This window comes from Winogradskyella helgolandensis (assembly GCF_013404085.1).
Classification (GTDB): Bacteria; Bacteroidota; Bacteroidia; order Flavobacteriales; family Flavobacteriaceae; genus Winogradskyella; species Winogradskyella helgolandensis.
Window position 1 is genome coordinate 79,135 of record NZ_JABFHO010000001.1, and the last position, 21,761, is coordinate 100,895.

A 21,761-nucleotide genomic window follows, 5' to 3' on the forward strand; every position below is an offset into this window, starting at 1 on the left:
CACCACTACCACCAACCAACCAATTGCCTTAGGTAATTTGCGCATTTAGAGAAAGGGATAAGGTCAGTACTAAAAAGAAAAAATAATATTTCATCTTATTAAATATGTATTAAAAAAACCTATGTCTTCACATCCAAAGCATCCCGTAAGGCGTTACCAACTAACATAAACGCCATTACCAATAGCATAATACAAAATCCTGGTATTAAGGCTAAATATGGTTTTCCTAAAATAATATAGTTATAATGATCTTTTATCATCGCTCCCCAACTTGCCATTGGTGGTTGGGCGCCAATACCCAGAAAACTCAGTCCGCTTTCTATTAAAATAGCAGCTGCAAAATTTGCTGCAGAAATGACGATTAAAGGTCCAAAAATATTGGGTAATATATGTTTTGTGATGATTCTATAATCATTATAACCCAAAGCTCTTGCAGCTGTAACGTACTGCATTTCTTTAGCACTGATGATCTGCCCTCTCACCACTCTTGCTACTTCTACCCACATGGTTAAACCGACCGCAATAAACACTTGCCAGAAGCCTTTTCCTAAAGCCAGTGTAATAGCAATAACTAATAATAAGGTTGGAATGGACCATGTGATATTTATAATCCACATGATAAAGGCATCTATTTTCCCTCCATAATACCCAGCTAAGCTTCCCATTAAAAGCCCGACAATTAATGAAATAAAAACGGCAACAAAACCAATAAAGAAGGAAATCCTTGAACCAATTAAAATGCGGCTTAAATAATCTCTACCGTACTTATCTGTACCAAAAACAAATCCTCTACTCTCTATATAACGTTCATAATTTGAGTTTGGAAATCGAGATACAACAATTTGCTTTTCTTGGCCTTGCAAGCCATCTGAAGCGTATTCTACATAGGTTAAAATTCCATTATTTACATCATAAGATTGAATGGGAATCTCAGTATCTGTATTATTTTTTCCGAAGAATAATTTTGAAAAGAAATTTTCTTCCGATACAATCCCAGATGGAATCGTTAGCATTAAAACTTCAAAACCAGGCGATTTTGAATGAATAGATAAATGCATCTGATTCGCGTTTTTTGAAGCATCTGGCGCAAACACATAAGCAAAAATAGACATTAAGCCAATACAGGTAATGATGCCCATACTAAAAACGCCCCAAAAGTTTTTTTTAAACTTTTGAAGCGCTAAGCTTGATAATGAATTATTTTCTTTAGACATATTGAGCTTTAGTATTGTACCATTATTATATGTTTAAGTAGGTAAAACACCCCTAAAGTCCCCTCAAGGGGACAATCCATATAATTAAAACATTTTAGGACTGATACAAAGGCATTAAACCATTTACGATTTACTCGCTTAATTCTTCACAGACTCTGCAACTTTATTTTTTATAGCATACGTCATCTTTAAATCATGAAGCACATTAATAGCTTCTTCTACATAAACATCTTTGGCTAAAGCCTCATGCCAGCGATTACGTTTTTCCATTAAAACAGAATCCTGATCCATTAGTTTCATCTCATAAGGCAACGATGTAAATGTTAAATCCGTTTGATATTCAGACAGCTTAGCAAAACGCTTTGCTTCTTCCTCGTTTACCTGCATTTCCTTTTTATAGGTATCATAGTTTAATGAATATGATTCACGGTCTCTTATGGTCTTCACCCATTGTGCATTGGCTTCAATAAGTTTTAACTGCTCGTTACCAGCCATTCTTGCTTTACTTTTACTTATTGTGGTATCATAATCGAAATAATTACCCCAAACTTCATAATCAGCGGCGTCAATTTTATCCCATGCTAATGGGTTTTCAAGATTTTTTTCTCCAATATCAATATAGCTGTAACGGTCCGGAACAACAACATCACTCTTTACACCTTCTAATTGTGTTGAACCTCCATTAATTCTATAAAACTTCTGAGTGGTAAACTTTAAAGCTCCCATATCGCCGTTAGTATTATTTTTAATCATTCGGTTTAAATCCATAACCGTTTGCACTGTTCCTTTACCGTAAGTCTGCTTACTACCGATAACGATACCTCGCTTATAATCTTGCATCGCAGCCGCTAAAATTTCAGACGCTGAAGCAGATAATTCATTTACCAATATTACTAAAGGGCCGTCCCAAACAATAGCTTTGTCTTTATCCGAAAGCACCTCTTTAGCTTCACCTGTTGTTTTCACTTGTACTACTGGTCCATCTTCAATAAATAAACCTGCAATATCTACCACAGTTTGTAAAGAACCACCTCCATTATTTCTTAAATCCATTACCAAACCTTCAACACCTTCTTCTTTCAATCTTAAAATTTCTTGTTTGATATCTGAAGCTGCATTACGTTCATTATAATCTTCAAAACTGATATAGAACTTAGGTAAGTTAATAATTCCAAAAGTTTTTCCATCCTTCTCAACAATTGACGATTTTGCGTAAGTTTCCTCTAACTCAACAACATCTCTTGTAATAGAGATATCTTGAATAGTTCCATCTACTTTTTTCAAGGTTAGTGTCACCACAGTTCCTTTTGGACCTTTTATAAATTTAATAGCATCAGCTAAGCGCATACCAACAACATTGATTGATTCTTTTTCATCTTGCTGTCTCACTTTAAGTATCTGATCACCAACTTCTAACTCGTCTGCTCTCCAAGCTGGTCCACCACTAATAACTTCATCAACCATGATACCGTCCACTTTTTTCTGTAAACGCGCACCAATACCTTCGAACTTTCCTGAAATATCTCTATCAAAACGCTCCTTATCTTCCGGAGCAAAATAGAATGTATGCGGATCAAATCCTTCTACAATCGCATTTATATAAACAGAAAACCAATCATTACGAGTTCTGTCATCAATATAATCATAAAGTACATCAATGGATTCTTTTGTTGCTAATCGTGCTTCAGCTTCAATTTCCTTATTTGATTTGTGTTTTTCAGATATTAATTTATCTGTATCCGAATCTTGCTGCGTGATTATTTCATCATAATTAGCAATGGTAGAAAACTTAAGTTGTTGTCTCCAACGCTCTTTCATTTCACGCTTATTCTTTACATAAGTTAGATTTTCGTAATCCGCAACATAGTCTTCTTGTTCTGTGAAATCGAAAGGCTTTTCTAAAATATCAGTATATATGACCTTTGCTTCAGCAATACGTTGTAATAAACGTTGGTGTGTAAGATTGAAGAATGCGACATCGTAGGCCTTAATTTGATCATCTATTTTATCTTTATAAGCTTCAAACTCTTTGATATCTGATTCGTAAAAAAATCTTTTAAACTGATCAACATTATTCAAATAGTCTTCAAATACTTGTGCAGAAAAATCATCATTAATATCCTTTGGCTCAAAATGACCTTGATCTAAAAGATACGTAATCAATTGAATGAGCAATTTATCCTTATCTGGATCTTCAAATTTTTTAGTTGTAAAACTGCATGAGGCGAATGCTATCAATAAGGCGAGTAGCAAAAATTTATATTTCCCTTTCATTTTTCTTTTTTTATTGTTTTAATTTGGTAAAAATGTGTTCGCCATTCAAACTAATTCTTCAACTGAAGGGTCGTCTATGGCTCGGTTCATTTTTCTTTTTTTAATGTTTTAATTTGGTAAAAATGTGTTCGCCATTCAAACTGATTCTTCAACTGAAGGGTCGTCTATGGCTCGGTTCATTTTTCTTTTATCTTTTTTCTTTATTAAATGATTAAGTAGGTTCTCAATTTTTCACTAAAATAGAAGAAAAAACCGTGCCATAAAAAATAGATAGCCTATTTTTTTGTTAAAGCGTCGTTTACTTATAAATCGAAACCTTTTTTAGTATTTTTACAACTCATTAAACTTTTATACAAAATGTCTGAACGCCCTTTAATTTTAGTGACTAATGATGATGGCATCACAGCTCCTGGGTTAAGAACTTTAATCTCTGTAATGAACCTCATTGGAGATGTGGTGGTAGTAGCGCCAGATAGTCCACAAAGTGCCATGGGACATGCTATTACCATCAATTCTACTTTACATATGGAGAAGGTAACTATAGATGGCAAACAACCTGAATATAGTTGTTCTGGAACTCCTGCTGATTGTGTAAAACTAGCCGTTAATGAAATTTTAGGCAGACGACCAGATATTTGTGTTTCAGGTATTAATCATGGGTCCAACTCATCTATAAATGTTATTTATTCAGGCACTATGAGTGCAGCCTTAGAGGCTGGTATTGAAAGTATTCCTGCTATTGGGTTTTCGTTATTAGATTATAATTGGAATGCTAATTTTGAACATTGTAAATCTTTCGTTGAAACCATTACGAGACAAGTGCTAGCGAATGGATTACCCGATGGTGTTGTTCTAAATGTGAATATTCCAAACCTTGAAAAAAAGGCTATAAAAGGTATTAAAGTTTGCCGACAAGCCCGAGCCAATTGGAAAGAAGAATTTGACAAGCGCACCAATCCAATGGGACGCGACTATTATTGGTTGAGTGGTAAATTTGTAAACATGGATAATGGTGAAGATACTGATGAATGGGCTTTAGAACACGGCTATGTTTCTGTAGTACCTGTGCATTTTGATTTAACGGCACACCATGCCATACAGAATTTGAACACTTGGAAATTAAACAACTAAACAACTACAACACTCAGAAACAACAGTATATGAAAAAAGAAATTTTAATAGGTTTTACAGTAGGCATTGTATCTGCAATTTTTGGATTTATTTTTGCACTTCAGATTTTTGGAAAATCCGATGACTGGGGAGTTGTGATTAACCAAGCCATTGCCGATGGTTTCTTTACAAAATTGATGAGTATCGGTGCACTTTTAAACTTAGGAGCGTTTTTCCTTTTCCTAAAAAAAAACAAAGACCACAGAGCGAAAGGCGTTTTAATTTCTACAATTCTCATACTCATTACAACTTTGGTTATTAAATTTATGAATTAAAATGAAATACTATATCATTGCTGGTGAAGCCTCAGGCGATTTGCATGGTTCCAATCTCATGAAAGCACTGTTTAAACAAGACGAACAGGCCAACATTAGATTTTGGGGAGGCGACCTTATGCAGAGTGTTGGTGGAGAATTGGTAATGCATTATAAGGAACGTCAATTCATGGGTTTTGCTGAAGTTATCCTTAACCTCAGGAAAGTTTTAGGCCAAATAAAGTTCTGTAAATCGGATATTGAAAAATTTCAGCCAGATGTTATTATTTTTATTGATAATTCTGGTTTCAATCTAAGAATTGCCAAATGGGCAAAAGCACTCAATTATAAAACACACTATTATATTTCACCACAAGTTTGGGCATCGCGAGCTAGTAGAGTTGAAAAAATAAAGCAAGATGTTGATGCCATGTATTGCATCCTTCCGTTTGAAAAAGCGTTCTATAAAAAATACGATTACGATGTTAATTTTGTTGGACATCCACTAATTGATGCTATTGCGAATAGACCTCAAGTTGACGGTACTATTTTTAGAAACGAACATCAACTTAGTGAGCAACCTATTATCGCTTTATTACCTGGAAGTAGAAAGCAGGAAATAACCAAAATGCTTGGAGTAATGCTAAGTTTGGTTGATGATTTTAAAGACTACCAGTTCGTTATCGCTGGAGCTCCGAGTCAAGAATTTGAATTTTACAAACCGTTTATTAAAAAGAAAAATATCAAATTTATTTCCAATAAAACTTATGATTTGTTGAGTATTTCTACTGCTGCATTAGTCACCTCAGGTACTGCTACTTTAGAAACGGCGTTATTTAAAGTCCCACAAGTCGTTTGCTATAAAGCTAATGCTATTTCTTATCAAATTGCTAAGCGTATTATAACTTTGAAATATATTTCGTTAGTGAATTTAATTATGGATCGCGAAGTTGTTACGGAACTGATTCAAGGAGATTTAAATAAAAAGCGACTTAAAAACGAATTAACAGCCATTTTAGACACCAAAAAGCGAGAGCAACTCTTTTTAGATTATTATGAATTAGAGAAAATATTAGGTGGTCGTGGAGCTAGTGAGAATACGGCTAAGTTGATTGTTAATGCAATCAAAAAGACTTAAATAAAAGTCGAATTTCATAAAGCAATTCTTAAAAAGGAAAACAAGTCCAACCTTGAAAAAACCCAATTGGTCTTAAAGTCACTACAAATTCATGTAGAGGCATTACAATTATTGCTATCGAGAAAACAACTAAAATCATTTTGGAGATTCCCCCAACTGGTTTATCTGCTTTTATATCAAGATTGAAATTTAAAGCATACTCATTTACATTAATGCTTTGATCACCTTGTAAATTTGAAAAATGCATCAGCGCTTTCTTCCTTTGCTCTTTTATTTTGGGATAAACTCAATTTACGATAAACATTAAAGCTGTTAGTCCAACAATACACGTTATAATAAAGTCATCAACATCCGAATAAAGTGTTATAATTTTCATGATTCTATAAATTTATAAAAATTCATCATCTTTTTTTATTATTTTCGACTTTAAAGTAACTACTTCGACTAAAAATTAAAATGAAACGTTTACTCCCCTTCTTATTATTGACCTTATTTATTATTAGCTGCAAATCAAAAAAAACAGCATCTAACAAAAGCAGACAGACACATACTGTAAAAGTAAATACGACTGCAAAACCTACTCCCGAAGCGGAAAACATCGTAAAATATGCGAAAACTTTTGACGGTACACGCTATAAGTATGGCGGCACCACTAAAAGCGGCATGGACTGTTCTGGCTTAATATACACGAGTTATAAAAAATATGATGTCGATTTACCTAGAACCACATCTGGACTTAAAGGTACTGGAGAATGGGTGGATTTAAAAGAAGTTAACGTTGGTGATTTGGTATTTTTTGCCACAAACAAAAACAGCCGAAACGTCAATCATGTTGGTATTGTCACCAATGTAAGGACTGGTAATGTTGAGTTTTTACACGCCTCAAGTAGCAAAGGTGTTATGATTTCTTCTATTGCAGAAAAGTATTGGTACTTTTCTTTTGTACAAGCTCGACGCGTGTTATAATTACATTTTACTTATCTTAGTAACTCACAATCATGAAGTTACTAAATTTCACCATTATAAAACTGACCATTTTTTTGGTTATTGGTATTCTTTTGGCTCATTACCTAAAGCTAGATTTTCATGTTGTTTTATTTGTCACTATTGGTCTAGTTATTTTACTCGGCATTTATTATTTCATAATAAAATCTAGAATTAATCGGTCTCCTTTTTTCGGAGCCTTAGCTTATCTATGCATGGTAGGAGTTGGTATTACTTCTTACACTATTCAAAATGAAAAATTAAGATCACATCATTATACACATCTAAAACCTTCAGATAGTAATAACTCAATAGTTTTTCAAATTGAAGAACGACTCAAACCAGACACTTATAATGACAAGTATATTGCAGTTATAAAATCATTTAATAACGAAGAAGCTATTGGAAATCTACTGATTAATGTTAAACGTGATAGTATTTCGAAACGTTTTAATGTTGACGATTTATTAGTCACGTCATCGGAACTAAAAGTGATTCAAAAACCATTAAACCCTTATCAGTTTGATTATAGTAAATATTTAGAATTAGATCAGGTATATCATCAGGTTTACTTAAATTCTGCGAACATCTTACAACTTTCAGATTCTAAATCTACTATTTATGGCTATGCCGATGCATTAAGAACTCAAATTAACAGAAAACTTATTGAAGCAGGTTTTAAAAACGATGCGTTGAGCATTATGAATGCACTATTGCTTGGCCAACGACAAACGATTGATAAAACTGTTTACAGTAACTATGTTAACTCCGGGACTATTCACATATTAGCAGTTTCAGGATTGCATGTTGGTATTATTCTAATAATTCTTAATTTTATTTTTAAACCTTTACTCTATCTTAAATATGGTCATTTTATTAAACCGTTTATTTTAGTTTGTATATTGTGGAGTTTTGCAGTTATTGCAGGTTTATCACCTTCTGTAACACGAGCTGTGACCATGTTTAGTGTTATTACTATTGCAATGCATCTTAAACGACGCACCAATATTTATAATACTTTAGTGATTTCTGCTTTTTTGATATTATTAATTAAGCCTACCTTTTTATTTGCTGTTGGATTTCAGATGAGTTATTTGGCTGTTTTGGGGATTGTAAGTATTCAACCTATTATTTACAAACTATGGAAACCCAAGTATTGGATTATAGATCAACCTTGGCAAATTTTCACAGTTACGTTGGCTGCTCAAGCTGGAATTGTTCCGATTAGTTTATTTTATTTTCATCAGTTTCCTGGATTGTTTTTTATTTCGAATCTTGTCGTAATTCCATTTTTAGGATTGATTCTAGGTTTTGGGATGTTAGTTATTGCTTTAGCATTATTGAATCAATTGCCCGATTTCTTAGTAGTAATCTATAGCTTCATTATTGATAGTTTAAATGGGTTTATTGCTTGGGTCGCTCAATTTGAAAGTTTCCTACTTAGAGATATTCCGTTTACCTTACTTCAAGTTATTACTTCTTATTGGATAATAATTACATTAGTACAGACTTATAAATTTCGAAATTTTAGATGGACAGTAATGAGCTTAATGGCTGTAATTAGCCTTCAAGGTGTTACCTTTTATAATAAACATCAATCTCAAAATCACCAATTTATTATATTCAATAAAAGCAGATATACAATGATTGGACTCAAAGAAAATCAACAATTAACGATATCACACAATTTGGATTCTGCGAAATTGAAATCTGATTATGCCATCAATAATTACAAAATTGGAGAAGCCATTACAATCCATAATAGCGACAGTCTTCATTCCATTTATAAGTACAAAAGCAAAACGCTTTTAGTTGTTGATAGTTTAGCTGTTTATAAAGGAATAACATTTCAACTCAACTATATTTTATTACGAAATTCTCCTAGACTAAATCTCAATCGCGCTATCGATAGCTTAAAACCTCAATTTATCATTGCAGATGCAAGCAACTACAAATCGTACTTAAAACGATGGAAGGAAACATGTAGGCACAAAAAAATCCCTTTCCATCAAACGAATGAAAAGGGAGCTTTTATAATAAAATAATAAGATTTATGATTCTTTAAACGATGGCTCAAATGATTTGAAATATTCATTAAACTGTTCTTGCGTTGTCATTTCCTTATACTTATCAGTATGAAATATCTTTAAATACAACTCTAATTGCTGTGGTTTTAAATATCCAGTGATTGGAGAAATAAGGTTTCCTTCTTCATCAAAAAACACCATGGTTGGATATGCTCTAACTTGTAAATACCCCGAAAACTCGTGTGAACTATTCCTTCTATTTGCTTTAGTAGCATCGTAATTAGGGTTTTTAAATGTCTGATCTTTGTAAGTCACTTCATCATTACCTTCAGCATTAAATTTCACAGCATAATAATGCTCATTAACATAAGCTGCGACATCTGCATTAGCAAAAGTGTTCTTATCTAACATTTTGCAAGGACCACACCAATTGGTATAAACGTCCATGAATATTTTTTTAGGTTCCTTTTTCTGAAGCTCTAAAGCCTGCTCCATGGTTACCCAATTAATCTCTTGTGCTACTGCTGTTATTGTAAATGCAAAAACAGCTATTAATCCTAAGGTTATTTTTTTTATCATCATATTCGATTTGTTGCAAATAATAAGCCGAACTTACAAAAAATGCTCCTAAACAGGAGCATTTTAGATATTTTTAACGATTTGCTTAGCGCACTCCGTGCATTAATTTTTTCAATAATGGGTTTAGAACTACGGAAACTAAACCTACAGCAATCGGAATCACTGCAAAGATTAGGAAGAAAACTCCTAAGGAATATTCTTCTGAAATTTTATCAATCATCCCACCCATAGTGTTTGCTACTTTCTGTCCGACAGCAATTGCCAAATACCATACACCAAACATAAAACCAATCATTCGAGCGGGTACTAATTTACTCAAATAGGACAATCCTAAAGGAGATAAACATAGTTCACCCATAGTATGAAATAAGTATGCCAATATTAAGAATATCATACTTACAGATGCTGTTTTTGCGCCAGATGGAATATCTGATGCACCATAAGCCAAGATTGCGAATCCTAAACCTAGCAGCACTAATCCTATAGCATACTTCATCGCTGCACTCGGGTTGTATTTACTCTCCCACCATTTTGAAAACAATGGAGCTAGCGTTATAATAAAAAACGAATTTAAGATTCCGAACCAAGTTGCATCAACTTTTAAATCTTCAGAAAATGATTTGTCATAAATACGGTAAACCACTAATATCCAAACACCAACAAAGGCAATGGCTAACATAATGTTTGATGCTCCAATTTTAGTAAATGTCTTTTTAAATATTAAGAAGATGACATAGGTTATGATTATTAACGGAATCGTTGTTAATAAGCCATCAACGATTTTAAAAATAGTCGCTGTATTCCCAACTAAATCTCTATTGGTATAATCACTAGCAAATAATGTCATAGAACCTAAAGACTGCTCAAAGAATGCAAAAAAGAATACCGTAAAAAGCGCAAAAATAGAAACCGCAACTAAACGATCTCTAACAATAGGGATATAACGTGATATACGTCCAATTAACAATACTAAGAAAAGCACTAAAGCCGCAAGAACTACAAAATTTGAACCACTCATTCCCATAACTTCAAATGGTAACATTGTAGTGCCTCCAATTTTCTCTAATGGATCATTAAAAAGGTAAATCAGTCCACCTACAGAAGAAAGTACAATTAGTATTTTATCTAAGGTTGTAAATGGGTTCAACTTTGAAGCGGCTTCAACTTCTTCTTTAATCACTTCTGGATCAGAAGTATCTTCACCATCATGTAATACAACATCAATCTGCTTTGAAGGTGCTGCCCCAACTTTACCAAATATTTTATGAGCTAATAAAAACTGAAGCATTCCTAGGAACATAAATATGCCAGCAAGTCCAAATCCGTATGACCAACCATAATTTTCAGCTAAATAACCACAAAGCATCATTCCGAAAAAAGCACCTGCGTTTACACCCATATAAAAAATAGTGTAAGCTCCGTCTTTTTTAGACTCTCTCGTTTTGTACATCTCTGAAATTATAGATGTAATATTTGGCTTAAAAAAACCTGTTCCAATAACTAACAATGCTAAACCTAAGTAAAATGAAGCCGTTGTTTCTAGTGCCATTGCAGCGTGACCAAGGGTCATGATAACACAACCAATTACTACAGCAATACGATATCCTGTCCATTTATCGGCAATCCAACCTCCTAAAATTGGTGTCAAATATAAAAGTGAAGCATAGGTACCAATTAATGAAAGCGCATGCTCACGTGGCCAATCCCATCCTGGATTATCACTCATCATTGGAGCTGTTAAAAACAATATGAGAAGGATACGCATCCCGTAGAATGAAAAGCGCTCCCACATTTCTGTAAAAAACAGAATAAACAATCCTACGGGATGCCCAAGAACCGTGTCTTTAAATAGATTTTCAATATCAGTCTTCATTACTCAAAGGGTGTAAATAAGTTAGTAATAACTAAAAATTAATTAATTCCGTGCATCATTTTCTTTAACTTCGGATTTAAAATCAATAAGATTACCGCAGCGAACATCGGTATGGCTGCTATAATTAAGAAAAAGGTAGACATCGAATACTTTTGTGAGATTTGGTCTATATATGATCCTGTCATTCCTGCAATAAAGTTAGCTATTGCTGAAGCTGTAAACCAAAGTCCAAACAGCAATCCTGCTAAACGTTTAGGCGATAATTTAGACACATAAGATAATCCTACAGGAGACAAGCATAATTCACCAGTTGTATGAAAAAAGTAAGCCATTATTAACCAGACCATACTGACAGATGCACTAGTTGCACCTTGAGGAATACTATTAGAACCTATAGATAAAACCACAAACCCAATTCCTACTAAAGCTAAGCCCATTGCAAATTTAACAGGTCCTGAAGGGTTCCATACTTTTTCCCACATTTTACTAAATGAAGAAGCTAATGTGATAATAAAAAAGGAATTCAAAATTTGAAACCAAGAAACCGTTACTTCTGTTTGCTCAAGACTAAACTCTCTATATACTTTCCAGCCTCCTAAAAACCAAATGATTAAAAAAGATATTCCTGTAAAAATAATAGTTAAAGGATAGGTCTTATAAATTTTCTTACCTAAACTATATAGTACCCAAGTCACGATAATAATTGGAAAAATAGTTAAAATAGCATCTATCCATTTAAAAATAACTCCTGAATTACCCTCTAAAACTCTCTGTGTGTAATCTTTAGCAAAAACCGTCATAGATCCACCAGCTTGCTCAAAAGCAAAGAAAAAGAATATACTGGCAACCATTAAAACACCAACAACAACTAATCGATCTCTTACAATATGAGCAGGAGTTTCAATTTCATCTTCATCATCAGCAATTTTTTCTAACTCAGCTTCAAATTGTTTTTTAGGTGTTTCTCCTATCACCCCAAATATCTTACGTCCAAAATAGAATTGTAACATACCGAAAAGCATAAATACACCGGCCAATCCAAACCCAAAGTGCCATCCTATTTTTTCTCCTATGTACCCACATAATAACATTCCTAAGAAAGCACCTGCATTAATACCCATATAAAAAATAGTATATCCTGCATCTTTTTTAGAACTAGAATCTGGATATAGATTTCCTACCATTGATGAAATATTCGGCTTAAATAAACCATTTCCTAAAATCATCATTACAAGTCCTGCATAGAAAAAATTAGGGCTAATGCCTTCAAAAGCCATAGAAGCATGCCCCAAAGTCATTATTAACGCACCTAATAAAATAGCTTTTCTAAACCCTGTAAATTTATCCGCTAGTATTCCACCTAATAACGGTGTTAAATAAACCAAACCTGTATACCAAGCATATAGTTGCATCGCATCAGCATTTGTCCATTCCCAGCCTCCTTTACCGATTTCTGTTATTAAAAACACTGTTAATAGTGCTCTCATTCCATAATAACTGAAGCGCTCCCACATTTCTGTAAAAAATAACACGAACAATCCTGCAGGATGTCCCATTACCATGGAGTCATCAATACCTTGTTTATGTAGATGCTTGATTAAAGCTGGATCATTTTCTTGGCTCATAAGTTTAGTTTTTATGTTAGTTAGTCTTTATATATAGTTTATTAGTCAAAATCTTTATTCACTCAATAAAATGCCCTTTGGTAAGAAAATGAATCCGTACCATTATGCATTCACAGATGCGCTATTATTTAATTTCTTTTATCACCCAATGTACGATGAATAAAATCAGTCATTTTTTTATACAAATGCATTCTTGTGTTCCCTCCATAAATACCATGATTTTTATCTGGATAAATCATCCATTCAAACTGTTTATCAGCTTGGATTAATGCTTCAACCATTAACATCGTATTTTGAACATGCACATTATCATCACCTGTTCCGTGAATTAACAAGTAATCTCCCTTTAGTTTCTCTACATGATTTATTGGTGAGTTCTCATCATAACCCGTTGGATTTTCTTGAGGTGTGGTCATATAACGTTCTGTGTAAATCGTATCGTAGAACCTCCAACTTGTTACAGGAGCGACTGCAATTGCCATTTTAAAAACATCATTGCCTTTAAGTAGTGCGTTACTACTCATAAAACCTCCATAGCTCCAGCCCCAAATACCTATTCTTGAAGCGTCTATATAATCTAAAGCCCCCAATTGTTTTGCAGCTTCTATTTGGTCTTCAACTTCAAATTTTCCTAATTCATTTTGAGTCACTTTCTTAAAATCGGCTCCTTTAAAACCTGTTCCTCTTCCATCAATACAAACTACAATATAACCTTGTTGTGCTAGCATCTGATACCAGTAATCATTTGTACTATTCCAGCGGTTAGCCACTTGCTGTGAACCTGGACCTGAATATTGATACATAAATAAAGGGTAAGCTTTATTCGCATCAAAATCCTTAGGCTTAATCGTCCACATATTTAAATCATTCCCATTTACAGAAATCGTACTAAATTCTTTTTCAGACATCACATAGCCCTCTAACTTCTTTGCTAATCTATCATTATCTTGAATTTGTTTAACAACTTTACCTGACTTAGAACTATACAACGTGTACTCTTGAGGTGTCGCTGCACTTGAGAACGTATTAATAAAATAGGTGAAGTCAGCACTAAATGACGCGCTGTTTGTTCCTACTTTTTCCGTCAAACGTTTTTTGTTTTTTCCGTTTAACTGTATAGAGTATACATCTCTATTTATAGAACCATTTTCTGTAGATTGGTAATAAATAGTATTGGCTTTTTCATTAAAACCATAGTAGTCGGTCACTTCCCAATTGCCTTTAGTAACTTGGTTAATGAGTTTACCGTCTCTTGAATAATGATAGACATGATTAAAACCATCTAACTCACTCGTCCAAATAAAACTATTATCTTTTAGAAAGGTTAAGTTGAAAGTGACATCGATATAGGCTTTATCTTTTTCTGCTAAAACTACTTTTGAAGAGTTCGCTTTGGTATCAATCATCCAAAGATCTAATTCATTTTGATGACGATTCATAAACTGAACACTCAACACATTAGCATCGTTAGTCCATTCTAATCTTGGAATATAGAAATCTTCATAATCTTTAGTAACACTTAACTCAGAACCCTTTTTAGAATTTAAATTATATAAATGCAAAGATACTTTAGAGTTCGCTTCTCCTGCTTTCGGATATTTAAAAACATGTTGTGTTTGGTATAAATCTGATCCATAAACATCCATTGAAAATTCAGGAACCTCAGATTCATCAAATCTTATAAATGCAATTTGGTTGCTATCTGCATTCCAATCAAAAGCTCTTACAAAGCTAAATTCCTCTTCGTAAACCCAATCCGTAATACCGTTAATAATCTTATTCTTTTCGCCGTCTGTAGTTAACTGTTCTACGTTTCCAGATTTTAAATCCTTTACGAATAAATTATTTTCAAATCCGTAAGCCACCTTAGTGCCGTCTGGTGATAATGTTGGTTCTTGCACTAAATCATCAGATACTTTAGTTACTTTTTTTGAAGCGATATCATAAATATAAAACTCACCTAAGGTAGAACGTCTAAAAATAGGTTCAGATTTTGTAGTTAGGATTATTTTAGACTCATCCGCACTAAACGAATAATCAAAAAAACCTTGAATCTCAGCAATGTCTGCAGAAGAGATTAAGGTTTTTACTTTTTTTAAAGTTTTATAATCATAAATATCTATGGTAGACGCTCTAGTTTGTCTATCGAAATTTAAAACTGAATATTGATTGCCATTCTCCATTGAATGTAACGCCTGCATCCCTTCCGTTCTAAAAGTCCCACTCCAAATTTCTTTAAGTGTGATTTGTTTTTCTTGACAAAAAACTAAAGAGGTCATTAAAAAGGCAAATACAGCCACAAAGTGTCTCAAGTTCATAAATTTCATGTGTTTACGCTTATCGCTTTTTAATGGTCACTTGCCGTTAGCATTTGGTCATTTCTTGTCAGGGCTAAAACTTTTGCCATGCTCGTTTCGTGTTTCAATAAAGCAATGCCAAGTTTACTAAAAATTATGCAAAAAACCGCTATTATTAACACGAAATCGGGATTTACAATCTATTAATGCACACATTTTATGGCAATCCTAGTATCTTTGTTTTTTTAAAAATAAAAACTAATATGCCAAATACAATTTCTGGCTTTTCTAAGCTTTCAAAATCCGAAAAGATTGAATGGCTTTTAAACACGTATTTCACAGATAAAAATAGCGCGAGAACACTTGTTCAGCAGTATTGGAATTCAGATGACAAACTTCAAAAGTTACATGATGAGTTTATAGAAAACACCATTACTAATTACTATTTACCATTAGGTGTTGCTCCAAATTTTTTAATTAATGAGACCACTTATGCCATTCCAATGGCTATTGAAGAAAGTTCGGTTGTGGCAGCGGCAAGTAAAGCTGCTAAATTTTGGTTAGATCGTGGAGGTTTTAAAGCTGAAGTCTTATCTACCGAAAAAATTGGTCAGGTGCATTTTATATTTAAAGGAAATTTCAATAAACTTGAAGAATTTTTCAACCATATAAAACCTAAACTTATCAGTGATACAGCGTCCATGACTAAAAGTATGGAACGCAGAGGAGGTGGAATTTTAGATATTGAATTACGAAATAAATCTGAAGATTTACCAAATTATTATCAGCTTCACGCCACGTTTGAAACCTTGGATGCGATGGGAGCCAACTTCATCAATACGTGTTTAGAACAATTTGCAACGACGTTTAAAAATGAAGCTTTACAATTTGAAGGATTTAATGACGAAGAAAGGCATATCACAGTTGTAATGAGTATTCTTTCTAACTACGTACCACAATGTTTGGTGCGTGCAGAAGTATCTTGTCCAATTGAAGACTTAAAAAGTAAAGACATTCTTAATCCGGAAGAATTTGCTCAAAAATTTAAACAAGCCGTAACAATTGCAGAAATAGAACCTTATAGAGCAGTAACACACAATAAAGGTATTATGAACGGTATTGATGCTGTTGTTTTAGCCACCGGAAATGATTTTAGGGCGGTTGAAGCAGGCGTACATGCTTATGCAGCAAAGGATGGTTCATATTCTAGCTTAACACATTGCTCCATTGATGATGGAATTTTTAAATTTTGGATTGAAATTCCGTTAGCATTAGGAACCGTTGGCGGCTTAACTAATTTACATCCTTTAGTAAAATTTTCGTTGGAAATGCTCCAAAAACCGACAGCAAAAGACTTAATGAAAATTGTTGCAGTTGCTGGATTAGCACAAAATTTCGGTGCTGTAAAATCGTTAACCACTACCGGAATTCAAGAAGGACATATGAAAATGCATCTCATGAATATTTTGAATCAGTTTGAAGCAACAGAGAATGAGAAAGTGATGCTTGTTGAACATTTTAAGACTAATGTGGTAACTCATAGTGCGGTAGTTGAGGCAATAAAAAATATAAGGCCATAAAGTAATCCTAAAATAAAAACTTTTGAATTCAAAGCCTAAAACATATAGAAGTAATGGAAAACTCCTACTAACAGCTGAATATGCTGTTTTGGATGAAGCAAAAGCTTTGGCGATACCAACTAAATACGGACAGAGTTTACTTGTTAAGGCAAATGATTCTAACATTATAAATTGGAAGAGTTATAATGAACTGGGAGCAATTTGGTTTGAATGCCATATATCATTTAATGAGATTGCTACGACAGACTTAAATAGTCCAGCTCTCAATGACGTTAAAGAACGTTTATTACAAATTTTAAAAGCGACTCAAAGCTTGAATTCTGAGTTTTTAGTTTCAAATCAAGGTTATGATATCACAACGCATCAAGATTTTAATAGACTTTGGGGTTTGGGTACATCGTCTACCTTAATTAATAATATTGCAAATTGGGCAAATGTTGATGCTTACCAATTACTAAAAAAAACATTTGGTGGTTCTGGTTATGATATTGCCTGTGCTCAAAATAATACTTCAATTACATTTCAATTACAAGCAGATCAAAACCCACTGGTAACGTCAGTCAATTTTCAACCCTTATTTAAAGACCATCTCTATTTTATCTATCTCAATCAAAAACAAAATAGTAGAGAAGGTATTTTAGCATATAAATCATTAGGTAAAATTGATTCTAAAATTACGTCTAAAATCGATGCTATAACTGAAGAAATGATTACGTGTACTTCACTTCCAGAATTTGAAAACTTAATTGAGGCTCATGAAAAAATCGTTTCTAATCTCATAGAACAAGACCCTATTAAAACGAGACTGTTCTCTGATTTTAAAGGTGCGGTAAAAAGTCTTGGAGCTTGGGGAGGCGATTTCGTTTTGGTAGCTTCTAATACAAATCCTGCTGCTTATTTTAACGCAAAAGGGTTTGATACCGTTATTCGTTATGTGGATATGGTTTTAGTTTAAATAATACTTACACGGTTTTAAAAACCTTGCAAGAAAATAAAATTGTTACCAATCTTATTTAATTCTATAGATGCCGAAACAAGTTCAGCATAAAAAAATGGCTTCACATTTCTGCAAAGCCATTTATAATTATATTCTAATTGCTATTTGGTTTTAGTAAACCGTTTTAGCTCTATTATCTTCTATTTCTGCAGCTTTTTCTAATGCTGTAAACACTTTAGTTTGAACTGTATTTCTACGCTCAGCATTCAATCTATTTACAATAGCACCGTAGTTATCTAATTTAGTTGCTTCGTTAATTTTAGTAACTTGTACAACGTACACACCTTTTTCACCATCAATTGGCTTAGAAGTTGCACCTTCAGCTAATCCAAAAGCTGCTCCTACAACTTTAGGCTCAACACCTGCACCAGATAAGGTTGTGTTTTTAATTGTAAGCGCGGCAGCTGTTCTAGGACTCTGACCTTGATTCTTAGCGATATCAGCAACAGTCGTTCCTGTAATCTTTTCACGAATTAACTTTGCTTTCTTTTCTTTTCTAATTTCTGGTAATGCTGTAATTGAAGCATCTTCAGTACTCATTAATCCTTTTTCTCTTACCTCAACAACTTTAGCAACTATAAAACCAAAGTTAGATATTGCAAAGTTTTTGTAATCACCAGCTTCTGTATCATCATTAAAAGCCCAACGTACCACTTCTCTTTGACTTCCAAGTCCTGGTATATTTTCATCTAATGCTTTAAATGTAATTGGTTTTACAGTCAATTCACGTTCTTTAGCTAATGCATTAAAATCACCATCTTTAGCAGCAATTTCAAACTTAGACATTACGTTAAACACATCTTGAAGTGTTTGGTCAGATGGTTCAATTTTAGTAGCAACTGTTGCTACTTTTATTGCCTTGTTAAAACTCTTTTGCTCTAATACTTCAATAATGTGGTATCCAAAAGACGTTTGAACCACATCGATATCACCTTCTTTATTATCAAAAGCATACGCTTTAAATTCTGGAGCCATCCCTGCTAAATAGTCAAACTCAATTTCACCATCTTGCTCATTACTTACTTTATCAGAAGATAAGTCAAGTAAATCTAAAAATTTAGTCCCTCCTTTAATTTGTGCAAAAATACTATCTGCAGTTGCTTTTGCTTCTTCTGGTGTTTTAGTTACAGACGCATCTGCTCTTTGTCCACCTACATAAGGAACTAATATATGACGCACTTTTACTGAATCTGGTAATTGCTTAGTCGCAACAATTTTAGATAATTTGTAGAATCCGCCATCTTTATAAGGTCCATAATAACTATCAACACCTAATTTCATTAACGTGTCTTTAGCCACAGCAGGCAATTGTGCTGCTCTTAAAAAAGCATCATTATATTTTATAGCTGAATTTGAATTCACAAACTCTTCAATGTCAGTAGTAGAATCAAATCCTGAAATCGTTTCTGTATTTTTACTACTATCGTTATATTCTGTTCTATCCGCTTTTAAAGCTAACAAATCCGCTTGTATTTTATCTTCATCCGCTTTTGAAGCTTCTTCTTTAAACTCTACATAAACAACTTCTCTAGTAGCATCTGTCTTATATGTATCCTCATGATTTTTCATATAAGCCGTTATTTCGCTTTTAGAAACAGCAACTAAACTATCTGAAATAGTTGTGTAAGGCACTTGAACATAGTTAATATCTACTGTTTTAGAATCACCTAAATAATCTTGTTCAGCTTCAGAAATCGTTGTTCCTATACCAGCCTTAACCAAATTATAATATGTTTGCTGAATTGCGTTTGCGGCAATAGTCTGCTCATTGCTTGTCCAGCTTTCATAGTTTACTAAGAAGTTTCCTAAAGGAGCAGTATCACCATTTAAATCTTTCAAGTTGGCGATAAATGCATTTAAACGATTAACGTCAAAGTTCCCGTTTGCATCTTGAAATTCTGGATATGAAGAAAAACTAGTCTTCAATAAATCTCTCATTTCGTCTTTTTCAACAGACAATCCTAATTCTTCAAATTCTGATTGTAATACTATTTTACGAACTTCTTGATTGTAAATTGCATTCATAGACTGTGTAGAGGTTTGTGCTCCACCAGATCTATCTTGGTAATTTTTTACTTTTTGCTGAAAATCAATTCGGTTGATATCTGTACCGTTAACAGTAGCAATCACGTCTTGTGACGCACCTGTTAAGGCATCAGAATTCTTGAATAAATCTCCAATTACGAATGAAAATAACGCTAATGCAATTACTAATATTAATACTAGTGAGCGCTGTCTAATTTTATTTAAAACTGCCATAGTCTTTTTGTAATGTCTTTAATTTGGTGTAAATAAGTCTGCGAAAATAGTATATTCTAGCAAATAATAAAAGGAGAAGTGTAGTTTTTATAGGTGTTGGAAGTTTTATTCAAAATTTCATTAAAAGTAGCATAAATAAGCTCATCATAATATTGAGAAATAGTGATATAATTCTAAATTTTGAAATTTTAAAAAACAGCTAATCTACATCGAGAACCTTTAGGATTACTTCGTCAATTTTTGTTGAAGAGACTTCTGTAATGGTAAACTTAAAATTTTCGATTTGCACGTCATCATTCTCTTGCGGAATGCCTTCCGTTGCATGAACTATTAATCCACCTAAGGTTTCATAATTTTCGCTCTCAGGAAGATTCAATTTATAGGTTTCATTTATATAGTCGACTTCTAATCGCGCTGTAAATTTATAGGTATTGTCATCGATTTGCTCTTCTACCATTTCAACCAAATCATGTTCATCTTCAATTTCACCGAATAATTCTTCAACGATATCTTCAACGGTCATAATTCCAGACGTTCCACCGTATTCATCTATTACGACCGCCATACTACGACGTTTTTTTATTAAAATATTTAGAACATCGTTAACAAGAATGGTTTCTGGTACAAAGCCAACTGGTAATATAATAGAATTGATATCTTTTGGTTTTTTAAACAATTCAAAAGAGTGCACATATCCTAAAATATCGTCGATATTATCTTTGTAAATAATAATTTTGGTACGTCCTGAGTCTATAAAAAGTTGTCTTAAATTATCTAAAGATTCAGATATATCTACAGCTGTAATTTCTGTACGAGGAACCATAACCTCTCTGGCTTTTACTCCAGAAAATTCTAAAGCATTCTGAAAAATCTGAATTTCACTATCTACTTCATCATGATTTTCAACCGACTCCATTTGTTCGGTAATATAATTACCAAGTTCTACTTTAGTCATCGCTAAAACTACATCTTCACCTTCAGCTCTAAATATATATTTTAAAACGGCATCTGAAATCCATATGATAAAATCTGAAACCCATGAAAATAATACATAAAATACATAGGTTGGGAATGCTAACACCTTTAATAAGGTATTGGCATAAATCTGAAAGAATACTTTTGGTAAAAATTCTGCCGTAATTAAGATAACCAAAGTTGAAATTACGGTTTGTGTTAATAATTGCAAGTCCACAAACAGATAGGTTAAAGCAGCACTATCTGAGGGTAACATGGTTTGAAACCAACGCACTAAAACCTCTCCCATTTTAAAACCATAGATAACTAATGCAATATTGTTTCCAATAAGCATGGTCGCTATGTATTTTGAAGGCTTAGCTGTTAGCTTACCCAAAATTTTCCCTAAAAAATCTCCTTGTTTCTTCTCTAATTCAATATGAATTTTATTGGAAGATATATAAGCGATTTCCATACCAGAGAAAAAAGCTGAAAGTATAAGTGTACTAACAATAATGACTATATCAGAAGTCATA

Annotated in this window: 15 protein-coding genes; 7 read left to right on the forward strand and 8 right to left on the reverse strand. The window is 33.2% G+C overall.

Annotated features, from left to right (window positions below):
* Positions 1 to 119: 119 nt before the first annotated feature.
* Both HM992_RS00320 and HM992_RS00325 read right to left on the reverse strand, forming a co-directional pair.
* A complete protein-coding gene (locus HM992_RS00320) occupies positions 120 to 1,214 on the reverse strand; it encodes an ABC transporter permease (RefSeq protein ID WP_179318080.1) in 1,095 nt (364 codons plus the stop codon).
* Positions 1,215 to 1,352: 138 nt separating this feature from the next.
* Positions 1,353 to 3,488, reverse strand: coding sequence for a carboxy terminal-processing peptidase (locus HM992_RS00325; protein ID WP_179318081.1), 2,136 nt, complete (start codon positions 3,486 to 3,488; stop codon positions 1,353 to 1,355).
* Between the two features lie 357 nt (positions 3,489 to 3,845).
* On the opposite strand from HM992_RS00325, the gene surE reads away from it, so the two are divergent.
* From surE to HM992_RS00350, 5 genes are all read left to right on the forward strand, one after another.
* On the forward strand, positions 3,846 to 4,619 hold the full coding sequence (surE, locus tag HM992_RS00330; protein WP_178983417.1) for a 5'/3'-nucleotidase SurE: 774 nt from the start codon (positions 3,846 to 3,848) through the stop codon (positions 4,617 to 4,619).
* A gap of 29 nt (positions 4,620 to 4,648) precedes the next feature.
* Positions 4,649 to 4,933, forward strand: coding sequence for a hypothetical protein (locus HM992_RS00335; protein WP_179318082.1), 285 nt, complete (start codon positions 4,649 to 4,651; stop codon positions 4,931 to 4,933).
* Position 4,934: 1 nt separating this feature from the next.
* Complete coding sequence (lpxB, locus tag HM992_RS00340; protein WP_178983415.1) at positions 4,935 to 6,050, forward strand: lipid-A-disaccharide synthase; 1,116 nt, start codon at positions 4,935 to 4,937, stop codon at positions 6,048 to 6,050.
* Positions 6,051 to 6,506: 456 nt separating this feature from the next.
* A complete protein-coding gene (locus tag HM992_RS00345) occupies positions 6,507 to 7,016 on the forward strand; it encodes a C40 family peptidase (RefSeq protein WP_179318083.1) in 510 nt (169 codons plus the stop codon).
* Positions 7,017 to 7,048: 32 nt separating this feature from the next.
* Entirely contained in the window at positions 7,049 to 9,079 is a 2,031-nt protein-coding gene (locus tag HM992_RS00350; protein ID WP_179318084.1) for a ComEC/Rec2 family competence protein, read from the forward strand.
* A 6-nt stretch (positions 9,080 to 9,085) separates the two neighbouring features.
* Here HM992_RS00350 and HM992_RS00355 read toward each other — a convergent pair whose 3' ends face one another.
* The 4 genes from HM992_RS00355 to HM992_RS00370 form a co-directional block, all read right to left on the reverse strand.
* On the reverse strand, positions 9,086 to 9,640 hold the full coding sequence (locus HM992_RS00355; RefSeq protein WP_179321000.1) for a thioredoxin family protein: 555 nt from the start codon (positions 9,638 to 9,640) through the stop codon (positions 9,086 to 9,088).
* A gap of 85 nt (positions 9,641 to 9,725) precedes the next feature.
* Positions 9,726 to 11,513, reverse strand: coding sequence for a peptide MFS transporter (locus HM992_RS00360; protein ID WP_179318085.1), 1,788 nt, complete (start codon positions 11,511 to 11,513; stop codon positions 9,726 to 9,728).
* Positions 11,514 to 11,551: 38 nt separating this feature from the next.
* Complete coding sequence (locus HM992_RS00365; protein WP_229720534.1) at positions 11,552 to 13,075, reverse strand: peptide MFS transporter; 1,524 nt, start codon at positions 13,073 to 13,075, stop codon at positions 11,552 to 11,554.
* 191 nt (positions 13,076 to 13,266) lie between these two features.
* Entirely contained in the window at positions 13,267 to 15,456 is a 2,190-nt protein-coding gene (locus tag HM992_RS00370; RefSeq protein WP_179318086.1) for a S9 family peptidase, read from the reverse strand.
* A gap of 185 nt (positions 15,457 to 15,641) precedes the next feature.
* Between HM992_RS00370 and HM992_RS00375 the strand changes: the two genes are divergently transcribed.
* Both HM992_RS00375 and HM992_RS00380 read left to right on the forward strand, forming a co-directional pair.
* Entirely contained in the window at positions 15,642 to 17,015 is a 1,374-nt protein-coding gene (locus HM992_RS00375; protein ID WP_262890887.1) for a hydroxymethylglutaryl-CoA reductase, degradative, read from the forward strand.
* A gap of 22 nt (positions 17,016 to 17,037) precedes the next feature.
* Positions 17,038 to 17,970 (forward strand): GYDIA family GHMP kinase, encoded by a 933-nt coding sequence (locus HM992_RS00380; RefSeq protein ID WP_179318088.1) that lies wholly within the window; start codon positions 17,038 to 17,040, stop codon positions 17,968 to 17,970.
* A gap of 153 nt (positions 17,971 to 18,123) precedes the next feature.
* Here the strand turns inward: HM992_RS00380 and HM992_RS00385 are convergent, their stop codons facing one another.
* Positions 18,124 to 20,271, reverse strand: coding sequence for a peptidylprolyl isomerase (locus tag HM992_RS00385; RefSeq protein ID WP_179318089.1), 2,148 nt, complete (start codon positions 20,269 to 20,271; stop codon positions 18,124 to 18,126).
* A gap of 199 nt (positions 20,272 to 20,470) precedes the next feature.
* Positions 20,471 to 21,760: a hemolysin family protein gene (locus tag HM992_RS00390; RefSeq protein ID WP_178983405.1), complete on the reverse strand. Its 1,290-nt coding sequence runs from the start codon at positions 21,758 to 21,760 to the stop codon at positions 20,471 to 20,473.
* Position 21,761 lies beyond the last annotated feature (1 nt).

Bases quoted from the DNA above. Each gene is read 5' to 3' on its own strand.
- HM992_RS00320 (WP_179318080.1), bottom strand. From the start codon at position 1,214: ATGTCTAAAGAAAATAATTCATTATCAAGCTTAGCGCTTCAAAAGTTT.
- HM992_RS00325 (WP_179318081.1), bottom strand. From the start codon at position 3,488: ATGAAAGGGAAATATAAATTTTTGCTACTCGCCTTATTGATAGCATTC.
- surE (WP_178983417.1), top strand. From the start codon at position 3,846: ATGTCTGAACGCCCTTTAATTTTAGTGACTAATGATGATGGCATCACA.
- HM992_RS00335 (WP_179318082.1), top strand. From the start codon at position 4,649: ATGAAAAAAGAAATTTTAATAGGTTTTACAGTAGGCATTGTATCTGCA.
- lpxB (WP_178983415.1), top strand. From the start codon at position 4,935: ATGAAATACTATATCATTGCTGGTGAAGCCTCAGGCGATTTGCATGGT.
- HM992_RS00345 (WP_179318083.1), top strand. From the start codon at position 6,507: ATGAAACGTTTACTCCCCTTCTTATTATTGACCTTATTTATTATTAGC.
- HM992_RS00350 (WP_179318084.1), top strand. From the start codon at position 7,049: ATGAAGTTACTAAATTTCACCATTATAAAACTGACCATTTTTTTGGTT.
- HM992_RS00355 (WP_179321000.1), bottom strand. From the start codon at position 9,640: ATGATAAAAAAAATAACCTTAGGATTAATAGCTGTTTTTGCATTTACA.
- HM992_RS00360 (WP_179318085.1), bottom strand. From the start codon at position 11,513: ATGAAGACTGATATTGAAAATCTATTTAAAGACACGGTTCTTGGGCAT.
- HM992_RS00365 (WP_229720534.1), bottom strand. From the start codon at position 13,075: ATGGTAATGGGACATCCTGCAGGATTGTTCGTGTTATTTTTTACAGAA.
- HM992_RS00370 (WP_179318086.1), bottom strand. From the start codon at position 15,456: ATGAACTTGAGACACTTTGTGGCTGTATTTGCCTTTTTAATGACCTCT.
- HM992_RS00375 (WP_262890887.1), top strand. From the start codon at position 15,642: ATGCACACATTTTATGGCAATCCTAGTATCTTTGTTTTTTTAAAAATA.
- HM992_RS00385 (WP_179318089.1), bottom strand. From the start codon at position 20,271: ATGGCAGTTTTAAATAAAATTAGACAGCGCTCACTAGTATTAATATTA.
- HM992_RS00390 (WP_178983405.1), bottom strand. From the start codon at position 21,760: ATGACTTCTGATATAGTCATTATTGTTAGTACACTTATACTTTCAGCT.